General features: G+C 56.7%; 18 protein-coding genes. 6 read left to right on the top strand and 12 right to left on the bottom strand.

Annotation, left to right across the window (positions count from 1 at the left end; genetic code table 11):
* The first annotated feature begins 48 nt into the window (after nt 1–48).
* The 3 genes from AC2FF8_RS06755 (at nt 49) to AC2FF8_RS06765 (ending at nt 2754) form a co-directional block, all read left to right on the top strand.
* The gene (locus tag AC2FF8_RS06755; RefSeq protein ID WP_425078928.1) at nt 49–972 is read left to right on the top strand and encodes a sulfite exporter TauE/SafE family protein; all 924 of its coding nucleotides are present in this window, start codon (nt 49–51) and stop codon (nt 970–972) included.
* A 91-nt stretch (nt 973–1063) separates the two neighbouring features.
* The gene (locus AC2FF8_RS06760; protein WP_170346386.1) at nt 1064–1984 is read left to right on the top strand and encodes a sulfite exporter TauE/SafE family protein; all 921 of its coding nucleotides are present in this window, start codon (nt 1064–1066) and stop codon (nt 1982–1984) included.
* 2 nt (nt 1985–1986) lie between these two features.
* Nucleotides 1987–2754 carry a TIGR02186 family protein gene (locus tag AC2FF8_RS06765; protein WP_425078929.1) on the top strand — a complete coding sequence of 256 codons (768 nt, stop codon included), beginning with the start codon at nt 1987–1989 and terminating at the stop codon, nt 2752–2754.
* A gap of 3 nt (nt 2755–2757) precedes the next feature.
* On the opposite strand, the gene AC2FF8_RS06770 is transcribed toward AC2FF8_RS06765, so the two are convergent.
* The 6 genes from AC2FF8_RS06770 to AC2FF8_RS06795 form a co-directional block, all read right to left on the bottom strand.
* A complete protein-coding gene (locus tag AC2FF8_RS06770; RefSeq protein WP_496879241.1) occupies nt 2758–3486 on the bottom strand; it encodes an SDR family oxidoreductase in 729 nt (242 codons plus the stop codon).
* Complete coding sequence (locus tag AC2FF8_RS06775) at nt 3483–5015, bottom strand: ATP-dependent DNA helicase (protein WP_496879242.1); 1533 nt, start codon at nt 5013–5015, stop codon at nt 3483–3485. The genes AC2FF8_RS06770 and AC2FF8_RS06775 overlap by 4 nt, the downstream gene beginning before the upstream one ends.
* A gap of 60 nt (nt 5016–5075) precedes the next feature.
* Nucleotides 5076–5714 (bottom strand): acyl-homoserine-lactone synthase, encoded by a 639-nt coding sequence (locus tag AC2FF8_RS06780; protein WP_170346382.1) that lies wholly within the window; start codon nt 5712–5714, stop codon nt 5076–5078.
* Between the two features lie 83 nt (nt 5715–5797).
* Nucleotides 5798–6517 carry a helix-turn-helix transcriptional regulator gene (locus AC2FF8_RS06785; RefSeq protein WP_170346381.1) on the bottom strand — a complete coding sequence of 240 codons (720 nt, stop codon included), beginning with the start codon at nt 6515–6517 and terminating at the stop codon, nt 5798–5800.
* A 369-nt stretch (nt 6518–6886) separates the two neighbouring features.
* Nucleotides 6887–8170: a crotonyl-CoA carboxylase/reductase gene (ccrA, locus tag AC2FF8_RS06790; protein WP_170346380.1), complete on the bottom strand. Its 1284-nt coding sequence runs from the start codon at nt 8168–8170 to the stop codon at nt 6887–6889.
* A gap of 136 nt (nt 8171–8306) precedes the next feature.
* Nucleotides 8307–9671, bottom strand: coding sequence for a 1-acyl-sn-glycerol-3-phosphate acyltransferase (locus tag AC2FF8_RS06795; protein ID WP_257599964.1), 1365 nt, complete (start codon nt 9669–9671; stop codon nt 8307–8309).
* 144 nt (nt 9672–9815) lie between these two features.
* Between AC2FF8_RS06795 and AC2FF8_RS06800 the strand changes: the two genes are divergently transcribed.
* The 3 genes from AC2FF8_RS06800 to deoD all read left to right on the top strand — a co-directional run bounded on the left by AC2FF8_RS06800 (nt 9816) and on the right by deoD (nt 12953).
* On the top strand, nt 9816–11783 hold the full coding sequence (locus AC2FF8_RS06800; protein ID WP_171171138.1) for a protein meaA: 1968 nt from the start codon (nt 9816–9818) through the stop codon (nt 11781–11783).
* Between the two features lie 124 nt (nt 11784–11907).
* Nucleotides 11908–12225, top strand: a complete 318-nt coding sequence (locus tag AC2FF8_RS06805; protein WP_496879243.1) for an H-NS histone family protein — start codon at nt 11908–11910, stop codon at nt 12223–12225.
* Between the two features lie 17 nt (nt 12226–12242).
* Nucleotides 12243–12953 (top strand): purine-nucleoside phosphorylase, encoded by a 711-nt coding sequence (gene deoD, locus AC2FF8_RS06810; protein ID WP_496879244.1) that lies wholly within the window; start codon nt 12243–12245, stop codon nt 12951–12953.
* 36 nt (nt 12954–12989) lie between these two features.
* Here the strand turns inward: deoD and AC2FF8_RS06815 are convergent, their stop codons facing one another.
* From AC2FF8_RS06815 to AC2FF8_RS06840, 6 genes are all read right to left on the bottom strand, one after another.
* The gene (locus tag AC2FF8_RS06815) at nt 12990–13853 is read right to left on the bottom strand and encodes an urea carboxylase-associated family protein (protein ID WP_496879245.1); all 864 of its coding nucleotides are present in this window, start codon (nt 13851–13853) and stop codon (nt 12990–12992) included.
* A gap of 46 nt (nt 13854–13899) precedes the next feature.
* Nucleotides 13900–14094: a hypothetical protein gene (locus tag AC2FF8_RS06820; protein WP_170346374.1), complete on the bottom strand. Its 195-nt coding sequence runs from the start codon at nt 14092–14094 to the stop codon at nt 13900–13902.
* Between the two features lie 49 nt (nt 14095–14143).
* A complete protein-coding gene (locus tag AC2FF8_RS06825) occupies nt 14144–14284 on the bottom strand; it encodes a hypothetical protein (RefSeq protein WP_170346373.1) in 141 nt (46 codons plus the stop codon).
* Nucleotides 14285–14405: 121 nt separating this feature from the next.
* Entirely contained in the window at nt 14406–15185 is a 780-nt protein-coding gene (locus AC2FF8_RS06830; RefSeq protein ID WP_152456842.1) for a succinate dehydrogenase iron-sulfur subunit, read from the bottom strand.
* 31 nt (nt 15186–15216) lie between these two features.
* Nucleotides 15217–15858 (bottom strand): sulfotransferase, encoded by a 642-nt coding sequence (locus AC2FF8_RS06835; protein ID WP_170346371.1) that lies wholly within the window; start codon nt 15856–15858, stop codon nt 15217–15219.
* A 132-nt stretch (nt 15859–15990) separates the two neighbouring features.
* Nucleotides 15991–16590, bottom strand: a complete 600-nt coding sequence (locus tag AC2FF8_RS06840) for a class I SAM-dependent methyltransferase (RefSeq protein ID WP_425078937.1) — start codon at nt 16588–16590, stop codon at nt 15991–15993.
* Nucleotides 16591–16604: the final 14 nt, after the last annotated feature.

Raw genomic sequence — 16604 nt, forward strand, 5'->3', positions numbered from 1 at the left:
AGCGGCATGCAGAGTTGATTTTGCATGCCGCAACCGTTCTAAGAGGGTATGCACGTATACCTTCCCATAGCAGAAGTTTCCGTCAGCCCATTCCTGCTATTGGGGATCGGCGGGGCCGTCGGCATTTTGTCCGGTATGTTCGGGGTCGGAGGCGGGTTTTTGATCACCCCGTTGCTGTTCATTATCGGAATACCCCCTGCGGTTGCTGTGGCAACATCCGCCAATCAGGTTGTTGCCTCGTCCATTTCGGGTTTGTTGGCTCATCTCAGACGCAAGACCGTGGACCTGAAAATGGGAAGCGTTCTGCTGGCCGGAGGGTTGTTCGGTGCGGCCCTTGGGATGGTGGTTTTCAATTTCCTCAAGCATCTCGGGCAGGTCGATCTGGCGGTACAGCTTTGCTATGTGGCGTTTTTGGGCGCCATCGGAACCCTGATGTTCATCGAAAGCCTGGCAGCCATCCGAAAGGCCAGACAGTCAGGCAATGAACCTGCCCCCAAGCGACGCCAGCGAACCTGGATTCATGCCCTGCCGTTCAAGAAACGGTTCCCGGCATCTGGACTTTACATCTCGGTCATACCTCCGGCGCTGGTCGGATTCGGCGTTGGTGTTCTGTCGGCAATCATGGGAGTCGGCGGCGGGTTCATCATGGTGCCCGCAATGATCTATGTTCTTGGTATCCCGACAAAGGTGGTCATCGGGACATCCCTGTTCCAGATCATCTTCGTCGCCGGGTTCACAACGATGATACATGCCTCGACCAACTACAGTGTCGACATTGTCCTCGCCCTGTTCTTGTTGCTGGGCGGTGTTTTGGGTGCGCAATTGGGAACGCAGATTGGTGCACGTCTGAAAGCCGAACAGTTGCGTATCCTTTTGGCGCTTCTAGTCATGGGTGTCGCCGGAAAGATCGGGTTTGACCTTTTTTTACCGCAAGAAGAGATCTTTTCTTTGGCGGAACCCGGGGGGATTTGATGTTGTTTGACCCACGGCACATGACAATTACCACACTTGAATTCTCAACCTATAACAGGCAAGCCACGACCATACGCAAAGTAACAGTACCATGCACATTTACCTTCCCATCGCAGAAGTCTCAGTAAACGCCTTCCTCTTGTTGGGGTTGGGCGGCATGGTCGGCATCCTGTCCGGCATGTTCGGTGTCGGTGGCGGCTTTTTGATGACCCCGCTGCTGTTTTTCATCGGTATTCCGCCGGCGGTGGCAGTTGCAACCGAAGCCAATCAGATCGTCGCATCATCCTTTTCCGGAGTTCTGGCACATTTCCGACGAAAGACCGTCGACCTCAAGATGGGAACGGTATTGCTGGTTGGCGGGCTTGTCGGGGCTGCTTTGGGCGTGGTTGTCTTCAACTATCTCAAAAGCCTGGGTCAGGTCGATCTGCTGGTGACACTCTGTTACGTTGTTTTTCTTGGCGTCATCGGCAGCCTGATGTTTGTCGAAAGCCTGAGGGCCCTGCGTAAAGCCAAGAAGGGCGGCGCGGCCCCTGCCAAGCGTCGGCAGCGGGGCTGGGTCCATGCCATGCCCTTCAAAATGCGTTTCCGCACCTCGGGCCTGTATATCTCGGTCATTCCACCGGCCTTGGTCGGTCTGTGCGTTGGGGTTCTGTCCGCGATCATGGGTGTCGGCGGCGGCTTCATCATGGTTCCTGCCATGATCTATCTGCTGGGTATGCCGACCAAGGTCGTTGTCGGCACGTCGCTGTTCCAGATCATCTTTGTGACAGCCTTCACCACGATGCTGCACGCCACCACCAACTATACGGTTGATGTTGTTCTGGCGGTCTTGTTGCTGGTCGGCGGCGTCATTGGCGCCCAGATCGGAACCGTGATCGGAGCCCGGATGCCGGCGGAACAATTGCGCGTGCTGCTTGCCGCTTTGGTACTGGCCGTATGTGGCAAGCTGGCACTTGATCTGCTTCTTGAACCCGCCGAGCTCTACTCGCTTGGCAATGGCGGAGGGCACTGAGGATGCTGCGTTCGCTTATTGCCGCCCTGTGCTTGTTCTGCATGCCCGCTTTGGCGGCGGAAGAGCAGGTTGTCCTTGGTCTCAGCCAGGACCGGGTTGCCATCACCGCTACATTCGACGGATCGGAGCTTCTGATTTTTGGGGCCATCAAGCGGGAAACCCCAATCCCTTCCGGCCCACCGGTTGAAGTCATCGTCGCGGTTGCGGGTCCGTCCGAACCTGTCACCGTGCGACGCAAGGAACGCAAGCTTGGGATCTGGGTGAACACCGACAGTGTTCTTGTCGACCTTGCACCCAGCTTTTATGCCGTTGCGACCAGCGGGCCCTTCGACGACATCCTGTCCGACACCGAAGACCTGCGTTACCGGATTTCGATCGAACGCGCGATCCGCTCGGTCGGTGCCGCGATGCACATCCGGGGCGCACAGGATTTTGCAGATGCCGTGATAAGGATTCGAGAAAACGAACACCTGTATTCCATCCGCGAAAATACCGTGGCAGTGGATGAACAGACCTTGTTCCGCACCTCGATCGATATGCCCGCCGACCTGACCGAAGGCGATTATGCCGCCCGGATTTTCCTGACCCGTGGCGGAGAGGTCGTCTCGCAATATGAAGCGATCATTGATGTCCGGAAAGTCGGCCTGGAGCGTTTTTTGTACAATATGTCCCGCCAGCAACCCGTCTGGTACGGCCTGATGTCGCTGGTCATAGCGATTGCGGCAGGCTGGGGCGCCTCGACAGCCTTCCGGCTGTTGCGTGAAAAATAACGGTCAACCTCGGCCGATATAGGGCATGGTCGTGGCCATGACGGTCATGAACTGCACGTTGGCCTCGGGCGGCAGGCTTGCCATATGCAGGACCGAACGCGCGGCGTCTTCCACGGCCATCGTCGGGTCCGGTGTCTCGCCGGCGGCATGCGCCGCGTCCACAAGGCCTTGCACCATCTGCGTGCGCGCATTTCCGATATCGATCTGCCCGCATGCGATTCCAAAGCGACGCCCATCCAGCGAAAGGCTGCGCGTCAGCCCAGTAATGGCGTGCTTCGTGGCCGAATAGTGCACCGAATTCGGGCGCGGAACATGCGCCGCTATCGAGCCGTTGTCTATGATCCGGCCGCCCTGCGGGTTTTGGTGGCGCATGATCCTGAAGGCTTCTCGCGCACAGAGGAACATGCCGTTCAGGTTCACGTTGACGCTTTGGTACCAATCGTCCAGAGCGATCTCGTCGATCGTACCGCCCGGCGCAAAGATACCGGCGTTGTTGAACAGAACATCCAGCCGCCCCGTGTGGTCTGTAAAAGACCGGAAAGCCCGTTCAACCGCATCCGGGTCGGTCACATCCGTAGGCAGGACAATGGCCGCCTGATGTTCTTTTGCCAGGGCTTCCAGCTTTTCCTTGCTGCGCGCCAACAGCCCGACCGTCCACCCTTCGGACAAGAACAGCTGGGCTGTCGCCCGACCAATACCTGAACTGGCACCCGTCACGATGATGGATTTCATGTCTCTTCCGCCTCCAATGTCAGCGAAGCCGCCGGAATCGCCCTCAAGTCATCCACACGCAGGGGGTGCGTGGGCTTTGACAGGCGATTGCGCACCACCCAGATCAAACGCTCTTGCGCCCGCGTGATCGCGACATATGCCAAACGTTTCCACAATGGCTGTCCGGCCTCGGTCCGGCCCATGCGAGCGGCGGCATAGAGATCCGGAGCGAACACCTGAACCGTATCCCATTGTGACCCTTGCGCCTTGTGGATCGTAACGGCCGCCCCGTGCAAAAAGGTCGCCCCCATGCGGGCAGCGTAGGGAATAAAAGGCTCTTCCTCGTCCGGTTTTTCGATCTGAACAATGGACGCGGCACTGACCTGAGGGTCTTCGGCCCCCATCACGTGAAGACGCGAGAACCCCGGCTTTCGTCCCGGCCCCAGATATACCACCTGAGCTCCTTTGATCAGCCCGCGCGCCTCTAGATCCAGCCGCTTCTTGCGATGTTTCAGGGGCAACTCGATCCCATCACAAATGAGCGGTTCACCTTCCAGCAATTCCGTATCCGGCGCACCGTGAACTTGCCTGAAAGCCTGTATCAAACGAATGCGCGTGGCGTTGCGCCAGACAAGAACCGGGCTTCGGGCCATAAGATCGACCTCAACCCGCTGGCCCCAGACAACCCGGTCATCCCGACGAGCGGATTCTTCGATCAGTCGCTCGAAATCCTCGAAGCCCATTGCCGGATCGGCCAGCGCATGCGCAAGATCCAGAATTGGATTGTCCGCATCCTGGCGGTGCACCCGCTGGAGAGTCAGCTTCCTGGGCCCGGGCAATGCCTCGAAAACCATGCTGCCGGACTGATTTACCGGTGCCAGCTGAGCCGGGTCGCCGAACAACAGTAGGGTCGGGAAAATCTCTTTGAGATCATCGAACTGACGGTCATCCAGCATCGACGCCTCATCGACAAACCCGATATCCAGTGGTTCGTCACGGCGCTTCCACCCTGTGATGAAATCCGACCCTCGCAAACCGGCGGCGGCCAGCGCCCCGGGGATCGATTTGTTGTTTTGATAGAAAGCAGCCGCGCGATCCAAGGCTTCATCCGTCAAACCTTCGATATCGGGGCGTTCGTCATTGCCGGCCAGCCATTCCGCAATACGCTCGTATTCCGGATCATAAACCGGCGTGTACAATATTCGGTGAATCGTGGTCGCAGGCACGCCGCGCAATCGCAGAACGCTTGCAGCCTTGTTCGTCGGGGCCAGTATGGCAAGGCTGCGCTTGTCTTTCGATTTACGGCTTTCATAATCGCCGGACACAATCTGAACACCCGTCTCTGCCAGTGCCTTGTACAACTCGGCCAACAGCAGCGTTTTGCCCGAGCCGGCCTTGCCGATCACGGCCATCACACCGGATTTTCCTGCGCCCGGCAGTTTCAGAAGGGCATCATCTTCCAGATCAACACCTGCTGCCCGCAGCATCTCGGCGATGCTGTCATACGCGGCGGCCTGATCATCTGAGAACGTTACATTCGGCAAGGACATGGCGCGACCCTACAGGGCCGCGCCAGCCATCACCAGATGTGGATTTGCGTTTTCCGACACTTAGGCGGACAGGGCGAACCGGTGCTGTTTCTTCGGGCCGAATGCGGCCTTGAACCACATCCGAGACAGGTCGCGCGGGATGCCCGCACGCGCGGCCACCCGGTTGCAGTCGTCCGCGGAATAGGGCCACAAACCGACTGAAATCTGATCGCGTCCGCTGCCCTGGGTTCCCAGAACCTCGGGCGATGACCCGATCAGGCGATAGATTCTGATCATTCTGGCATCGAATACGCCGGCGATATGCGTCAGGCCGAAACCTTCCATCATTTCGCCTCCGCTCAGCATGATGGCGCCGGCAGTATGCGGGCTGGCTGTTCGCGACAGGCAGAACCGGGTCACCTCCCAGATCAGGGGGCTGCAAATCGGCTTACCGCCGTTGAGATGACCAAAAACCTCATTGATCATCACCCGGCCGGTCGTAGGCAATACACGCATCGACCCTCCGTGGCTGCCATCCGGCTCTTCCCAGATGACGTAAAGCGGATTGAGATCATCGTATTCGTCCCGCTCTTCCCCTTTCTCGTTGACGTGGACATCCCACCCCAACCGGGTCTTGAACTGATCCGCGCGATCCTTGAACATCCCCTCTGCCAGAGTCGGAAATCTGTGTAACTCATCGGCATATAGATAACGCAACATGACTTGTTCCCCTTGTCGTCCTGTGCAGGAACGAAGGGAGTACAGAGTCGTGGTTAATTTTGCGTGTGGAGGCCGTTCACGCCTTAAACCACTATTAATCCCCGGCTGAGTGCCGTGGCGATTGCGTGGGTTGTGTTATGTGCGCCCAGCTTTGAGCGCGCGCTTTCAATGTAAACGCGCAACGTATGCTCGGAAATCGTCAGAGAATGGGCCACTTGGGCGCGGCTGTATCCCAACGCCAAAAGTGTGATCGCGTCGATTTCCCTTGGCGACAAGCTGCGCGGGCAGTCCGGCTGCCTGTCTTTTTCAAACTCCAGCGCCTTGCGATTGATGTAATGCGCAACAAGAATCAAATCACGCCCGTAAGTCGAGATAAAGTTCTTCCAGGTTTGATCATCACAACTGTGGTTGACCGTGAACAGGGCGAACTGACCATTTGGACCCCGAATTGGGATGGAATACCCCTGATTGCCAACGCCATGGCTTTGCGCATCCAGAAGGAAGGCTTTCGCCACCTTGCCGGACCAATCCAGAGACTTCCAGTCAACCGGGTGAAACCGCTGGAAACACCCCAAGATCACAGGGTCGATACGGTGATAGTTTTTTTCCCTGTAGCGCTCATCCCAAGCGTCTGAATAGGTGGTGTAGCCGTATTGATCTCCGGCACCGTCAACCCAGTGATACGTCAGGTGCTCGACCTTCAACGCGTCCCGCAAACGCTCCGCTACGGCGCTGAGTTCTTCAAGCGTGTTGGTGTTTTCCAAATCCTGAAGGATTTGACCCAAATCGACCTTCGTTGCCATCCGCGGGCGCCCGTACCTCGTTCTTCAAGGACGCAATCTCGGCAGCCGCGATCAGTCTTGTGTCATCAAGCTGCTCTGCAAGCGCGCTCAAACCATTCGCAACGGCGAAAGCATTGAGGTCCGACAATACGTCCAATATCCACTCATTTTGCGCCATCAGGGTCTCTCTGAAACAGTTAACGAAGGGTTAACACAACCATAACATGTATGATCTTTTTCAGCCTATTCGCCGGTTTCTACTCCCCAAAAATAGCGATGGGCAAAAATGCAAACATTTGAAAGATCGTCAGAGGCCTGAAAAACACAAAACACCCGCGAACCAACAAGGTGATTCGCGGGTGTTTTTTTGTCTACAACCCTGGCGGGTTATCAACCTGCGTCCAGGACTTCCTCGAGGGTACGCAGACCAGTACGCGGCGCCTGAACAAGAACGGACATATTGCCCGGCTTGTGCTCGTTCCGCAGCATTTTCATGTGTGCTTCAGGCAGGTCATTCCAGGTGAACACTTCGGACATGCAGGGATCCAGACGACGCTCGACCATCAGTTTGTTCGCGGCTGCCGCCTGCTTCAGATGAGCAAAGTGCGAGCCCTGCAAACGCTTTTGGTGCATCCACATGTAGCGCACATCGAATGTACAGTTGAAACCCGATGTTCCAGCGCAAATCACGACCATACCGCCTTTTTTCACAACGAAGGTCGACACCGGGAAAGTGCTTTCACCCGGGTGTTCGAACACCATGTCAACATTGTTGCCTTTGCCGGTTATGTCCCAGATCGCCTTGCCGAATTTGCGGGCCTCTTTGAACCATTCGGCATATTCCGGTGTGTTGACCGTGGGCAATTGTCCCCAGCAGTTGAAATCACGACGGTTCAGAACACCTTTGGCGCCCAGACCCATAACGAAATCACGCTTGCTTTCGTCTGAAATCACACCGATCGCATTTGCGCCGGCGGTATTGATCAATTGGATCGCATAGGAACCCAGGCCCCCGGATGCACCCCAGACCAGGACGTTCTGACCCGGTTTCAGATCGTGTGGCTCGTGGCCAAACAGCATCCGGTATGCGGTTGCCAGCGTCAGGGTGTAGCACGCCGCTTCTTCCCATGTCAGATGCTTGGGGCGCGGCATAAGCTGCTGAGCCTGCACGCGCGTGAACTGGCTGAACGAGCCATCCGGCGTTTCATAACCCCAGATCCGCTGGCTGGGCGAATACATCGGATCACCGCCGTTGCATTCCTCGTCATCGCCGTCGTCCTGGTTGCAGTGGATCACAACCTCGTCGCCAACTTTCCAGCGCTTTACCTTGTCGCCAACGGCCCAAACGATGCCCGACGCATCCGAACCCGCGATGTGGTAGGGTGCTTTGTGGCCATCAAACGGGCTGATCGGCTGCCCCAGAGCGGCCCAGACGCCGTTGTAGTTGACCCCGGCAGCCATAACCAGAACCAGCACTTCGTTGCTGTCCAAGGTCGGAACATCCACAACTTCCTGCTGCATGGCCGTGTTCGGCTCGCCATGACGTTCTTTGCGGATGGCCCAGGCATACATCTGCTTTGGGACATATCCCATGGGTGGGATTTCACCCATTTCATACAGATCTTTTTCAGGTGCCTCGTACGACGCGATACCACTTTCGGTGTCCAAAGCCATGCCGGCCTCCTCTTTTCAGTACCTTTGCCGCGACGCAGAATCGCGCGCTTCACAGACTGGAATATTGGGCGTCGAGTAATATTGCAACCGTTTTTGGCATCATATTGTAATTTTATGACCCAGCGGTTGCAGAAAGTTATTTTGCGGATGCAGAAACTCCGATACCTGAATCCGCCGGGACGGATGCGGCGTAATAGTCCAGAAGATCGCCGCGCTGACCTGATACGGACAGCATATTCCCCTGTCGGTTCAGAATCCGGCGTTCAACCAGTTGATCCAAAGCATTTGATATGGCCTGCGAATTGTCCTTGGTCTGCGGGTCATCGCGCTCCATCATCTGTTGAATTCGTGACAGAGCGTCTTCTTCGGACATCGGGCCGTTGTCGCGTACCAGCAAACAGGCCGCTGGTGCCGGCACCAGCGGAATAGCATGCTGGATTCGCTGCATCAGCACCCGGGCCAAATCCGTCATCACGTCGTCGCTGCCCTCAGCCCGGAAGTCCTTCAGAGAGATCGGCCTGCCGTACCGGACGGACGCCAGACCGAACCGCTTGTATCGGCCGATCAAACGACGCCAAAGCTGTTTCAATATCCAACGCGTGATGACACCGATCCGCGCGCGAAACCGCCGCTCAGTGCCAAGTGCCGCGCGGGTCAGGATGGTGTCTTCCAACACACGGTCGTAATTCAGTGCCACCGGAACAAACACCACATCGCGCCCCTGTGGCGACGTTCCATCCATAATATATTTGAGCAGTCCAAGCTTGGGGCGCGCAATGGCCCCGGTCAGGCTCAGCCCGCCTTCTGGAAACATGGCTTGAGTTACGCCGGCTTCGGTTGCGTGACGCACATAGGTGGACAGAACCTGGCGATAGAGTTCGCTGCCGGACTTGCGCCGGATAAAGTAAGCCCCCATCGCCCGGATCAATCGGCTGAGCGGCCAGACCCGGGCCCACTCTCCGACAGCATAGGACAGCGCAGAATGTCGGGCTGCAAGATACGTGACCAATACGTAATCCATGTTGCTCCGGTGGTTCATGACAAAGACAACCGTTGCTTCAGGGTCGATATTCCTGACGGATTCTTCGTCTTGGTAGCTAAGCCGCACCTCGTAGAATGTGTTGCTAAGCAGCCGGGCCAGTCGAATCGCAAAGCTGAAATAGGCGAAGGCCGAAAAGGACGGCACGATCTCACGGGCATAGCGGCGCGCCTGCTCCGAGGCGACAGCCTCGGGCATGCCGGTTTCGCGGGCATGTTGCTGAACCGCCTGACCGACCTGCGGATCATAAATCAATCGCTGAATCATGTCGTGTCGACGCGCCAGCTTGAAAGGCTGGATCGGGCGCTGAAGGCGCTGGTTCAGGCGTGCCACCGCGCGTTCCAGCCTCCGGCGGAAAAACCAGCGGACAGATGGGAACAGGAAATGCGATGCGAAAGTGACCATGGCAAAGACCACGATCAGCACGAAAAGCCAAAGCGGAAGTTCCACGGTTTGCGTCATGGCCGCACATTGCCACCAATCACACTGACCCACAATCTGAACAATTGCGGCATGCCGCAACGCAGCGAATTGACATGTCCCGAAAATTGCGCTTTAGAACCTCAAGACGAAATTTTATTGCCCACTGAAATGCGAGGCCCCGCTATGACGCAGACGCAGAAAGATCGCCCCTGGCTCATCCGAACCTATGCCGGTCATTCCACGGCCAAAGCCTCGAACGCGCTCTATCGGGGGAATCTTGCGAAAGGCCAAACCGGTCTGTCCGTGGCCTTCGATCTGCCGACACAAACAGGCTATGACAGCGACCACACATTGGCGCGCGGTGAAGTCGGCAAGGTGGGTGTGCCGGTCTGTCATCTGGGTGACATGCGGGTTCTGTTCGACCAGATCCCCCTGGAACAGATGAACACCTCGATGACGATCAACGCCACTGCACCATGGCTTTTGGCGCTTTACATCGCCGTCGCCGAGGAGCAAGGCGCGGATGTATCCAAACTACAGGGCACCGTTCAAAACGACCTGATCAAGGAATACCTGAGCCGCGGCACTTATGTTTGCCCGCCCAAGCCGTCGCTCAAGATGATCGCGGACGTGGCCGAGTATTGCTATACCAATGTTCCGAAATGGAACCCGATGAACGTGTGCTCGTATCACCTGCAAGAGGCGGGTGCGACGCCAGAGCAGGAACTGGCCTATGCCTTGGCCACTGCCATCGCCGTGCTGGACGAATTGCGCCCACGTGTACCTGCCGAAGATTTCCCGGCGCTCTGCGGCCGGATTTCCTTTTTCGTGAATGCTGGCATCCGCTTTGTCACCGAAATGTGCAAGATGCGCGCCTTCGTGGATCTTTGGGATGAGATCCTGCAACAACGCTATGGCGTTGAAAATCCGAAATTCCGTCGATTCCGGTATGGCGTGCAGGTGAACTCTCTGGGTCTGACCGAGCAGCAGCCCGAAAACAACGTCTATCGCATCCTGATCGAGATGCTGGCCGTAACCCTGTCGAAGAATGCACGCGCCCGTGCAGTGCAGTTGCCTGCCTGGAACGAGGCGCTGGGTCTGCCGCGTCCGTGGGACCAGCAGTGGTCGATGCGGATGCAGCAGATCCTGGCCTACGAGACCGATCTGCTGGAATATGATGACCTGTTCGATGGCAACCCCGCTGTCGATGCCAAGGTCAAAGAGCTGAAAGAAGGCGCACGGGCCGAACTGGCCAACCTGGATTCGATGGGCGGCGCAGTCGCTTCGATCGAATACATGAAATCCCGACTTGTGGATTCCAACGCTGAACGCCTGAACCGGATCGAGCGCAATGAAACCGTCGTCGTCGGTGTGAACAAATGGATCGAAGGCGAGGCATCCCCCCTGCAAACCGAAGACGGTGGCATCATGGTTGTTGATCCTGCCGTGGAGCAAGAACAGATCGACCGCCTGAATACGTGGCGCGCAGAACGGGACGAAGCGGCCGTAACAGCCGCCCTGGCGGCGCTGCGCGAAGCGGCACAGACCGGGGCAAACATCATGGAACCGTCCATTGCCGCCGCAAAGGCCGGCGCGACGACGGGCGAATGGGCCGAAGAGATGCGAAAGGTCTACGGAACCTATCGCGGCCCAACCGGTGTTTCGGGGTCTGTTTCGAACAAGACCGAAGGGTTGGACGACCTGCGTGCCGCCGTTGATGCCGTCAGCGACAAGCTGGGCCGGCGTCTGAAGTTCCTTGTAGGCAAACCCGGGCTGGACGGCCATTCCAACGGCGCCGAACAGATTGCCTTCCGTGCCCGCGATTGCGGTATGGACATCAGCTATGAGGGCATTCGCCTGACACCCGAAGAAATCGTTGCAGCCGCCCGCGAAGATGACGCGCATGTCATTGGACTGTCGATCTTGTCCGGCAGCCACCTGCCACTGGTCAAAGACGTCATGGAACGTCTGCGGCAGGCGGGGTTGTCTCATATCCCAGTCGTGGTGGGCGGCATTATTCCGGACGAAGATGCCGAAAAACTGAAATCCATGGGTGTGGCCAAGGTCTACACCCCAAAAAACTTCGAACTCAATTCGATAATGGGCGATATTGTTACTCTGGCGGATCCTCGGAATCTCGCAGCAGAGTAATCAAGGTTTAAGGCACTTTTTCTCCTGTTTCCGTCCCTGAAATATTCGGGATGGAATAAGCTGGTATTTGGAATTACGGTGCGCGCTCATGTGCACCGTAATTATTATCTGATGGAGAAGACTGATGGGGATCAATCTTGAGCAAATGTCACGTAAAGACCTTTTGGCTTTGCGCAATGACGTCGAAAAAGCTTTGATCAGGGCAGAAAAACGCGAACGTCAGGAGGCTTTGAAAGCCGCAGAAAAGGCCGCGGCAGAATTCGGCTTTTCTTTGTCTGAACTGTCCGGAGAAACGTCGCGCAGCGTTAAGCCAACAAAAACAAAGGCTAAATACCGCAACCCGGAAAACCCCGATCAAACCTGGACCGGTCGCGGCCGCAAACCTCAATGGGTGCATGACGCGCTGACCGCAGGCGTGGATATTTCTGATCTGGAAATCTAATCTGAGCGATTCTGAAAATGACAATTCATATTGGCGCCAAAAAAGGCGAAATAGCTGAAACCGTTCTTTTGCCCGGTGATCCCTATCGGGCGAAATGGGCAGCCGAGACGTTTTTGGACGATGTCAAACAGGTCAATAACGTTCGCGGAATGCTTGGCTTTACCGGAAACTGGAAGGGAAATCCCGTAACAATTCAGGGAAGCGGTATGGGAATGCCGTCTCTTTCCATTTATGTAAATGAGTTGATCCGCGATTACGGTGCGAAAACCCTGATCCGCATCGGATCCTGCGGAGGGATGCAGGACAGCGTCAAAATTCGTGACGTTATTCTGGCCATGACATCAACCACGCTGAGCACACCGTCGCGCGGCATCATGAAAGAGCTCAACTTTGCGCCCTGCGCCGATTGGGGGCTGCTGCAAGCTGCCGCCACAGCGGCCGCGGCCAAGGGAACGCCGACCCATGTTGGTGGAATTTACTCGTCAGATGTCTTTTATGACGAGCGCCCTGATCTCAACGAACAGATGGTGCGTCACGGCATTCTGGGCGTCGAAATGGAAGCGGCCGAACTCTATATTCTGGCGGCGCGCCACAAATGCCGCGCCTTGGCCGTTCTGACTGTTTCCGATCACCTGTTGACCGGAGAGGCTCTGCCATCCTCAGAACGTGAAAGCAGCTTTGGCGATATGGTCGAGATCGCGCTTCAGGCCGCATTCCCGAACAGCTGACACAGCGCAGGTACCGAATATTGGTGCCTGCCGATCCTAACGCCCGTGCGAGCGATCATAACCATTGCTCGCGGGGCTGTCCCACCCCTCCAAATCGCCTCTAGCCGGAGCAAAAACCTCGACCAGCAAGGGGTAACACGCAGCTGTGTCCGAGGAATGCTCGGACGAACAATCCCCGCCCGGGCAGGCGCTGAGATTGCCCAGCAGATCAATCTCGGCAAAGAACTCCAGAAAATCTCCGGGACGTACGGGTGAGGCTTTCATGAAGTATTGACCCGTGTCGCGGGTGAAACCGGTACACATGAAAACGTTCAGCACGTCGTGTACCGCTGGTTCGGCTTCGGCCAGCGGAATATTGAGGTGATCCGCAAGCGCGCGGGTCAGGTTGGAATGGCAGCAATGGTGGTATTGCGTGCCGGAAAAAAGGTTGCCCGTATACGGATCGCATCGCGTGCCGATGACGTCATGAACCGACCCCCCATAGGGATCGATTCCGTACCACTCAAGCGCATCCGCAATAATCGTGGCCATCGGGCGCAGATGCGGGAAACTGGACCACATCCGCTCTCCGGTGGTCAGATGCGTGCCATGCAGCGCCCGGGTTTTTCCGGAATAGAAGCGTTCCGACAAGTCGTTTCGGTTCCACAGGTTCAGATCGCCAACCTGCGGCCCCTCGACGGAAGTGATGCGAAAGAAATGGCCGGCAGGCACTTCGAAACAACGCGCATCACGTGGCGGCACCAGCACTTCGCCCGTTTTGCTTGCGCGTTCGCGAAGGGACCTCATCCAGCGCACATCCGGTCGTGGCAATGCCTCGTTCGGGTAACAGATGACAGGGGCAACCGCGCGTCGGGCTTCGGCATCTTCGGGAGGGTGGACAGTGTTTTCTGAAACGGTCATGCCGGGCAGAGTGGCGCATTATTCAGCCCGCGAAAAGCACTATCTTTCAGGGATCACGCGCCCGCAAACACCGCAATGGTTGGTCCAGCGCAGTGATTTCGGCACCGCAGAAGCTGCACCGCCAGATGCCGTGGCTCTTGTCCTGCCGCCACCTGCAATCACGTGTCAGCCCGGAATGGCGCGAGCGCCAGAGGAAATAGGCAAACACGCCGGTCGCCAGAAGAAGCAGAAGAACAGGCATCCCTCTGCTTTGCCGATAAACCGTCGGTTTTCAAGTCTTGCCGCCCGTATCAGGCAGCGTTTGCGTATTCGAAAAGCTCTGGTTCCTTGTCAGCCTTCGCAGGTTCTGGCGTGTAATAGGCCCATGCCTGTTCAAGCAGGTCCAGCGCTTCTTGGGCGTCGGTTTTCCGTTTGGATGTTTCTTTGCTCATTGGAGTGATCCTGACTAAAACTCATCACTCCTCCCTGCCCAAAAAATAAGGCAATGCAGCCGGGGCTGCATCGCCTAATTTTGCAAGATGGACATGCGAAAACCGCAAATCGCGCCCGTGGTTAGACCGCGCGCTCGACCATCATCTTCTTGATCTCGGCAATCGCCTTGGCCGGGTTCAGACCTTTCGGACAGGTCTTGGCACAGTTCATGATTGTGTGACAGCGGTAGAGCTTGAACGGATCTTCCAGCTCATCCAGACGTTCACCCGTCGCCTCATCCCGGCTGTCGATGATCCAGCGATAGGCGTGCAGCAAGGCCGCGGGGCCAAGATAGCGGTCGCCGTTCCACCAGTAGCTGGGGCAAGAGGTCGAGCAGCTGGCGCACATCACGCATTCATAAAGACCGTCCAGTTTCTTGCGGTCTTCGATGGATTGCTTCCATTCCTTCGCAGGGCGATTGGTCTTGGTTTCCAGCCACGGCATGATCGAGGCGTGCTGGGCATAGAAGTGGGTCAGATCAGGGATCAGGTCCTTGACCACCGGCATATGCGGCAGCGGGTAGATTTTCACGTCACCCTTGATCTCATCCATACCATAAATACAGGCCAGTGTGTTGATCCCATCGATATTCATCGCGCAGGATCCACAGATGCCTTCGCGGCAAGACCGGCGGAACGTCAAGGTCGGATCAATCTCGTTCTTGATCTTGATCAGCGCGTCCAGAACCATCGGACCGCACGTATCCATATCAACGAAATACGTATCGACACGCGGGTTCTGCCCGTCATCGGGGTTCCAACGATAGATCTGGAACTTGCGCACGTTCGTGGCGCCGTCCGGCTTTGGCCAGGTCTTGCCGGTGGTAATCCGGGAATTCTTGGGCAGGGTCAGTTGAACCATGTCAATTCTCCATTCAGCACAAGGCCGCCTTTCAGCCTGTCCGGGCGCGTTCAGACGCCCCTCGGTTATAATGCCCCCAATGGGCGATGTTCACGTCGAAATCCGGAGAAAGCCAATCCGCAAGGTTTTGCGGGTCGTCCCGGTCGATATCAAAACGCAGAAAGCGCGGGTTGTCGTCAAAGAAAGCTTCGACCTCGGAATGGTGCACGTCATACATATGCGCCCAGCCCCGCTTCACCTGGTCGGCCGTCTGTCCATTGGCCTTGCAGCATCGCTCAAGGTACCTACCGCCGGAATGGTTGGCACGTGATGCGATCCAGTCATCGCGATTGCGCGTGTTCAGCAAGAAATAGGCGTCCGGGTAAGCCGCGTGCAGCTCTCGAAAGAACCGTGCGCCGTCCAGCATGAAGCGCGAATTGACAAAGGCGATATCAGTGAAGGCCCGGACTGTACCAAACCCATCCAGCGGTCTGCGCCCCATGGCAATATTGGTTACCATGCGATGTGCAAGGTTTAGACCCTGGTCATCTTCCCAATGCACCGAAGGAATCCCGCTGTTCTGAAACAGCATGTGAAACGAGGTCGTCGCACATCGGTTCAAGCCGATCAGGATGATCTTGGGATCACTTTGCCCGGATTGGAGTTTCTCGACCGTCATTGCAAGCACCAGCATAGCATACGCCGCGATGCGCCTGGGATTTCATCATGGCTTGCGCTTTTTTGAACGCCCCACCGGCATTTGACAGGATCAAAAGCGGCTTGTTTGGCTTCCCGGGTCGATATGGTGCTTGCGCCAGTCACTCGTTCATCTCCGCTCGAACACTTTGAACGCGGCGAAGCTGTTCTTTGAGGCATGGGCATGCCCTTTGACGGCAAACGGGTTCTCTTCTTCACAATAGAGCTGCCAGCCGGGCATGAAGTCTTCTATCCAGGCGGAATACGGGCGATGGCGCACATGCTGGTTGGAAGGGTTCAGGTCAAAATCCGACGAATAGATAACGACATAACGCTGTGCCAACCCGAAGAGCCGCCGCATGTAGTTGTCGAAAACGCTGTCCTCGGTCAGATGATAAATGACATCCAACGAAAGAGAAACGTCATGCGGCTCAACCTCGGAATCGGCGTTTTTGAACACCCAATTGGGGCGGGATCGAAAAACTTCGTTGCAGCGCCGAACGCAGAGGTCCGAGACATCCAAACCGGTATATTTCGGGATATCAAACAATTGCGCCTGATTTCCGTCGCCCGAACCCAATTCTACAACCGAGTCCACGCCTTCCATCTCGACCATCGTGTTGATGAAATTCGCTTTGTAGACAGCAAGACGCCCGTAAGACCCCGCACCCGAGGTCTTGCCGTGCTCATATCGGCGTTGCCAATAATCGGTCGAAGAAAACTCTGCCATCTCGCCCTGTTCCT

The organism is Ruegeria sp. YTSA144, from assembly GCF_059610125.1.

Excerpts from the sequence above, each read along its gene's own strand:
- AC2FF8_RS06755 (WP_425078928.1), top strand. The coding sequence starts at position 49 with ATGCACGTATACCTTCCCATAGCAGAAGTTTCCGTCAGCCCATTCCTG.
- AC2FF8_RS06760 (WP_170346386.1), top strand. The coding sequence starts at position 1,064 with ATGCACATTTACCTTCCCATCGCAGAAGTCTCAGTAAACGCCTTCCTC.
- AC2FF8_RS06765 (WP_425078929.1), top strand. The coding sequence starts at position 1,987 with ATGCTGCGTTCGCTTATTGCCGCCCTGTGCTTGTTCTGCATGCCCGCT.
- AC2FF8_RS06770 (WP_496879241.1), bottom strand. The coding sequence starts at position 3,486 with ATGAAATCCATCATCGTGACGGGTGCCAGTTCAGGTATTGGTCGGGCG.
- AC2FF8_RS06775 (WP_496879242.1), bottom strand. The coding sequence starts at position 5,015 with ATGTCCTTGCCGAATGTAACGTTCTCAGATGATCAGGCCGCCGCGTAT.
- AC2FF8_RS06780 (WP_170346382.1), bottom strand. The coding sequence starts at position 5,714 with ATGTTGCGTTATCTATATGCCGATGAGTTACACAGATTTCCGACTCTG.
- AC2FF8_RS06785 (WP_170346381.1), bottom strand. The coding sequence starts at position 6,517 with ATGGCAACGAAGGTCGATTTGGGTCAAATCCTTCAGGATTTGGAAAAC.
- ccrA (WP_170346380.1), bottom strand. The coding sequence starts at position 8,170 with ATGGCTTTGGACACCGAAAGTGGTATCGCGTCGTACGAGGCACCTGAA.
- AC2FF8_RS06795 (WP_257599964.1), bottom strand. The coding sequence starts at position 9,671 with ATGACGCAAACCGTGGAACTTCCGCTTTGGCTTTTCGTGCTGATCGTG.
- AC2FF8_RS06800 (WP_171171138.1), top strand. The coding sequence starts at position 9,816 with ATGACGCAGACGCAGAAAGATCGCCCCTGGCTCATCCGAACCTATGCC.
- AC2FF8_RS06805 (WP_496879243.1), top strand. The coding sequence starts at position 11,908 with ATGGGGATCAATCTTGAGCAAATGTCACGTAAAGACCTTTTGGCTTTG.
- deoD (WP_496879244.1), top strand. The coding sequence starts at position 12,243 with ATGACAATTCATATTGGCGCCAAAAAAGGCGAAATAGCTGAAACCGTT.
- AC2FF8_RS06815 (WP_496879245.1), bottom strand. The coding sequence starts at position 13,853 with ATGACCGTTTCAGAAAACACTGTCCACCCTCCCGAAGATGCCGAAGCC.
- AC2FF8_RS06820 (WP_170346374.1), bottom strand. The coding sequence starts at position 14,094 with ATGCCTGTTCTTCTGCTTCTTCTGGCGACCGGCGTGTTTGCCTATTTC.
- AC2FF8_RS06825 (WP_170346373.1), bottom strand. The coding sequence starts at position 14,284 with ATGAGCAAAGAAACATCCAAACGGAAAACCGACGCCCAAGAAGCGCTG.
- AC2FF8_RS06830 (WP_152456842.1), bottom strand. The coding sequence starts at position 15,185 with ATGGTTCAACTGACCCTGCCCAAGAATTCCCGGATTACCACCGGCAAG.
- AC2FF8_RS06835 (WP_170346371.1), bottom strand. The coding sequence starts at position 15,858 with ATGCTGGTGCTTGCAATGACGGTCGAGAAACTCCAATCCGGGCAAAGT.
- AC2FF8_RS06840 (WP_425078937.1), bottom strand. The coding sequence starts at position 16,590 with ATGGCAGAGTTTTCTTCGACCGATTATTGGCAACGCCGATATGAGCAC.